The sequence below is a fragment of the Intestinimonas timonensis genome, assembly GCF_900626145.1.
Classification (GTDB): Bacteria; Bacillota; Clostridia; order Oscillospirales; family Oscillospiraceae; genus Intestinimonas; species Intestinimonas aquisgranensis.
Window position 1 is genome coordinate 1 of sequence record NZ_LR130837.1, and the last position, 5,161, is coordinate 5,161.

Genomic DNA, 5,161 nt, shown 5'->3' on the forward strand with positions numbered 1-5,161 from the left:
ACGGGGAATCAACCGCCTTTATGTACGCTTCTTGCCTGCTTGCTTATTCTGCTATACAACGGAAAGCGTGGTAAACTGAAGCTAAAATACTTCTTCTATGTTTTTTATCCAGCACATATCCTTGTCCTATATTTGATTCAGATAGGACTCGGAAAATACTTACTGAAATGACTAATTGCAGTTTGTCGAGAAATTAAGCCGGAGCAAACCCCTTTAGGAACTAAAGGGCGCACTTCTATACTCTCTGTCGAGAGTAGTGCGCCCTGCGGAGCTTCATTCTCCGTCAGCAGAAGAAAACTGCATGACCGAGAATGTTGCGTCACTTCGTTCCGTCAAGGTGGCTACACCCCCTTGCGCCGCTAAAGCGGCTATCCCCTGTGGACTTGCCGTCCGCAAACGGTTTTGACAAACCGTTCGCCGCCAGCAAGTTTGAAAATCAAGAATCTTAATTTGATAAAGGAGTGTGATTCTATGAAAAAGAAATTACCCATAATCCTCTTGGGTGTTATTTTGGCTTGTGTGTTGGTTTTCGGTTTCCTTTATGCAAACAATGACATTGGTAAAACCGCAAACAGTTTAGAAGCAGACATTCGCCAATCTCAAAAAATTTTGGATGATTGGATTGTTGATGGAAGCATTTCCGACACAATGGCTGCATTTATTTCTTACCCACAGGACAAGACAGACCACACTTTTTCTGTCTATGTAAATCGCCCTGGCTTGTCTTTTGGATATTTCTTCCGTGGTGGTGGAGATATAGTTGAGGTTGATGATTACATTGCAGAGTTTGTTGTTGAGGGAAATAACGAAAGGGCATTTATCTCAATGAATACCCAAAATATTGTTCGACTTGAAGTAGATGATGGCAACGGCATTCAGGTGATTGATATTGATAGTGGCAAGCCTTTCGCCATTGTCCTGCCCCTCAATGTAGGAAACATCTGTTTCTATGATACGAATGGAAATGTTGTGGAATATCTTCGCCAACAACTTTGACCAACTTCAATTTACCGAACTGAACACAACAACTGAATACCGAAAAACTGACCGTTGACTGGTCGCAATCTGCGAAAAGTTGACGGTCTTTTTTTATCCCCATTTTCAAAAAAGGAGGTCACGAAAAATGGCAAAACCGAAAAACCTTGAACAGCTCCGAGCCGAAAAGGAACAGGTCGAGACACATCTTGCACAGGAACAGCACAAGCTGGAGCGTCTGGAGAACAGAAAGAAGTATCTGGAGAAAGGCGAGAGACAAAAGCGCACCCACCGTCTTTGCAATCTGGGCGGCACGATTGAGAGCCTTGCCCCGGAGTTCAAAGATCTCACACGCACCGAAATGACGGAGCTGATGGAGTACATCTTTTCTCTGCCCGAAGTCCAGCGAGCCGTCCGTCACATGGCGATTACCCACATCAACCAAGCGAGCAGAGGAAAGGAGCAGAAAGCCGATGGCACTATTTCATCTGAGCGTCACGCAGACTAAGCGAAGCGCAGGACAGTCCGCTATTGCTTCTGCCGCCTACCGTGCCGGGGAGCGATTGTATAGCGAGTATTATGGCGAATACAGCGACTACACCCGCAAGGGCGGCGTGATATGCTCCGACATTCTCCTGCCGTCCCATGCACCGAAAGAATACGCAGACCGTCAGACCCTATGGAACGCCGTGGAAAAAGCCGAGCGTGGAAAGACGGCACAGCTTGCATACAGCTTTGACATTGCTTTGCAGAATGAATTTTCCCTTGAGGAAAACATCGCTCTTGCAAGGCAATTTTTATTGGAGCAGTTTGTGAGCCGTGGCATGGTGGTTGACTTCGCTGTACACCAGCCAGACAGAGAGGACGGCGGCATACCCAATCCCCATTTTCATGTGCTTTGCCCCATCCGTCCCATCGAGCAGAACGGCAAATGGGGCTGTAAGCAGCACCGAGTTTACGAGCTGGACGAGGACGGCAACCGTATCCGGGACGCAGATGGAAACTTTGTGTTTAACGCCGTTCCCACTACCGACTGGGGCAGTCCCGAAACGCTGGAATACTGGCGGCAGACATGGGCGGAGCTATGCAACGCCAAGTTTGCTGAAAAGGGGCTTGACGTTAGTATCGACCACCGAAGCTATGAGCGTCAGGGCGTGGAGCTTCTTCCCACCGTCCATGAGGGCGCAACCGTCCGGGCAATGGAGAAGAAGGGCATACGCACCGAGAAAGGCGAGTTCAACCGCTGGATCAAAGCCACCAATGCCGTTATCCGGGACATTAAGAAGAAAATCGCTCTCCTGTTTGATTGGATTGCCGAAGCAAAGGTGGAGCTTGCCAAGCCGCAGGCACCCGACCTTGTTTCTCTGCTGAACGCCTATTACACCCAGCGCAGAGCCGGGGCGTATTCCCAGAAAGGTAAAATCAGCAATCTAAAGGAGATGAACGAGACTTTCAATTATCTCCGGGCAAACGGCATTTACAACCTTGAAGATTTGGAAAGCCGTGTCAATGAACACAGCTCCACCACAGAGAGCTTGAAGAAAACGCTGGACGAACAGACCGCCCGAATGAAAGCAATCAAGCAGCTCTATGACAGCTCTGCGGCTTTCCAGAGCTTGAAGCCTGTCTATGACGGCTTGCAGAAAATCAAGTTTGAGAAGCCCAGAGCCAAGTACAAGGCAGAGCATGAAGCGGAATTGATACAGTTCTACGCCGCCAGACGAAAGCTGACCGGGGAGTTCCCGGACGGCAAGGTGGATATGAAAAAACTGTCCGACGAGTATGACGAGCTGGAACAGGCGCACGAAACCACCTATGGCGAGTTTAAGGCTGTCAGAGACGATTTACACCGTCTTTGGAAGGTCAAGTCATGCGTAGATACTGCCGCCCGATTTAACGAGCGTACAGAGGAACAAAAGCTCCAAAATCGACCCCAAACACGACAGAAAAAGGAGGAACTATCCCGATGAATTACACCCAAGCACAGATTGACCGGGCAAACGCCGTCAGTCTGGAAGATTTTCTCCGCACACAGGGAGAGACACTTATCAAAAGCGGACGGGAATACCGTTGGAAAGAACATGACAGCCTGACCGTCCGGGGAAACAAGTGGTTTCGCCACAGCCAGAGCAAGGGCGGCTATCCCATTGATTTCGTCATGGAGTTTTACGGCAAGTCCTTTCCCGAAGCTGTTCAGATGTTGACAGGCGAAAACGGCGAGGGACAGACCGAAGCCACCACAGCACCGCCCACAGCGTTCCACTTGCCCTTGCACAACAGAACAGCCGACAGAGCAATTCAATATCTTTGCGAAAGCCGAGGTCTCAACAAAACGCTTGTTGAGACTTTTCTTCTTTCCGGGGATATTTACGAGGACGCAAAGCGGCACAATGTTGTGTTTGTCGGCAGAGACCGAAGCGGTACGCCGAGATACGCCCATGTGCGAGGAACGGCAGACCCATTCAGACAGGACATTGCCGGGTCTGACAAGTCCTATCCGTTCCGCTATGAGGGAAACGGCAATCAGCTCTTTGTCTTTGAAGCACCGATAGACCTTTTGTCCTTTATCTGCCTTTACCCGCAGGACTGGCAGACAAGGAGCTATCTTGCCCTGGGCGGCGTTTCTGGCAAAGCCCTTGACCGTTTTCTTTCTGAACGCAAGGACACCCGAAAAGTGTTCCTCTGCCTTGACAGCGACGCCGCTGGAAATGAAGCCTGCACACGACTGGCACAGTCCATTCCCGGTGAGATTGCCGTCATTCGCCTTGTCCCGGCAAGGAAAGATTGGAACGATGTTCTCCGCCAGCAAGGGGACATTCCCAGCCGCAAATTCATAGCCGAGACAATCACGCTGCGAGAGCTGCCCACCGCCCAGCCTGTCCCCATGCTCCGCATGGCAGATGTGGAGCTGACGAGCGTGGATTGGCTATGGTTTCCCTATATCCCCTTTGGAAAGCTGACCATCATACAGGGCAACCCCGGCGAGGGCAAGACCTACTTTGCCATGCGTCTTGCGGCGGCTTGCACCAACCGAAAGCCCTTGCCCGGTATGGAAACCCTTGAACCGTTCAATATCATTTACCAGACTGCCGAGGACGGTCTGGGTGATACGGTCAAGCCCCGACTGATGGAAGCAGACGCAGACCTTGAAAAAGTGCTTGTCATTGACGATAGAGGCACACCACTGACCCTTGCCGATGAACGCATCGCAAGGGCAATCCGGGAAAACAATGCAAGGCTGGTTATCATTGACCCGGTGCAGGCGTTTATGGGCGCAGATGTGGATATGAACCGGGCAAATGAAGTCCGTCCCATCTTCCGCAGTCTGGGAGACATTGCACAGGCTACAGGGTGCGCTATCGTGCTGATTGGACACCTCAACAAAGCCGCAGGAACGCAAAGCACCTACCGTGGATTGGGGTCTATCGACATTACGGCGGCAGTCCGCAGTCTGCTTTTTATCGGCAAGCTGAAGGACAGCCCCACAACGAGGGTGCTGATCCATGAGAAAAGCTCCCTTGCGCCGCCCGGACAGTCCCTTGCCTTTTCTCTGGGAGACGAGAAAGGCTTTGAATGGATAGGAGCTTATGACATTACCGCTGACGAGCTTCTTGCCGGAACAGACACCGCCAAGACCGAGAGCAAGACCGCACAGGCGCAAATGCTTATTCTGGAACTGCTTGCGGACGGAAAGCGTATGCCGAGTGCAGAGTTGGAAAAGGCAGTCAATGAGCGTGGGATTTCCTCACGCACCATGAGAACGGCAAAGAGCCGTATCGGGGACAGACTTGTGACCGAGAAAGACGGCACAGCATGGGTCTGCTATCTCCGAGACTGACAGCAGGAACACGGCAAGCGTGGCAAAGACGGCAAGGTTTTTATAGATACCTTAATGTTGCCGCCTTGCCTTCTTCCCTCATACCGATCACCGCCCGATGATGAAAAGTCACCGGGCATTTTTTATTTACAGGAGGATTTTGAATGAACAATACCGCAACCAACAGTACCCCTTGCCCGACTGTCAGAAAGCAGATCGGCAAGACCACCTATATCGTCCGTGTGCATTTCAGCCAGACCGCAAAAGAAACGATGGAGGACAAAATCAAGCGTCTGCTCCGTGAGGAAGTCCGCAAAATGTGACTTCTTTTTGAATTTGATGAAAAAGTCCTTGACTTTTCGTCTCTGG

6 protein-coding genes are annotated in these 5,161 nt (G+C 50.8%); all 6 read left to right on the top strand.

Annotated features, from left to right (window positions below; translation table 11 throughout):
• Positions 1 to 171: TraX family protein (locus E0E29_RS17860; protein WP_278045162.1), on the top strand; the 171-nt coding region annotated here is incomplete at its 5' end.
• Positions 172 to 471: 300 nt separating this feature from the next.
• A complete protein-coding gene (locus E0E29_RS17865; RefSeq protein ID WP_015516227.1) occupies positions 472 to 996 on the top strand; it encodes a hypothetical protein in 525 nt (174 codons plus the stop codon).
• A 127-nt stretch (positions 997 to 1,123) separates the two neighbouring features.
• Positions 1,124 to 1,483, top strand: coding sequence for a DUF3847 domain-containing protein (locus E0E29_RS17870; protein WP_130851094.1), 360 nt, complete (start codon positions 1,124 to 1,126; stop codon positions 1,481 to 1,483).
• Positions 1,449 to 2,945, top strand: coding sequence for a MobQ family relaxase (mobQ, locus tag E0E29_RS17875; RefSeq protein ID WP_130851095.1), 1,497 nt, complete (start codon positions 1,449 to 1,451; stop codon positions 2,943 to 2,945). Before E0E29_RS17870 ends, mobQ begins: the two co-directional genes overlap by 35 nt.
• Complete coding sequence (locus tag E0E29_RS17880; RefSeq protein WP_085533521.1) at positions 2,942 to 4,813, top strand: AAA family ATPase; 1,872 nt, start codon at positions 2,942 to 2,944, stop codon at positions 4,811 to 4,813. The genes mobQ and E0E29_RS17880 overlap by 4 nt, the downstream gene beginning before the upstream one ends.
• Positions 4,814 to 4,956: 143 nt before the next feature.
• Complete coding sequence (locus E0E29_RS17885; protein WP_081731980.1) at positions 4,957 to 5,115, top strand: transposon-encoded TnpW family protein; 159 nt, start codon at positions 4,957 to 4,959, stop codon at positions 5,113 to 5,115.
• Positions 5,116 to 5,161: the final 46 nt, after the last annotated feature.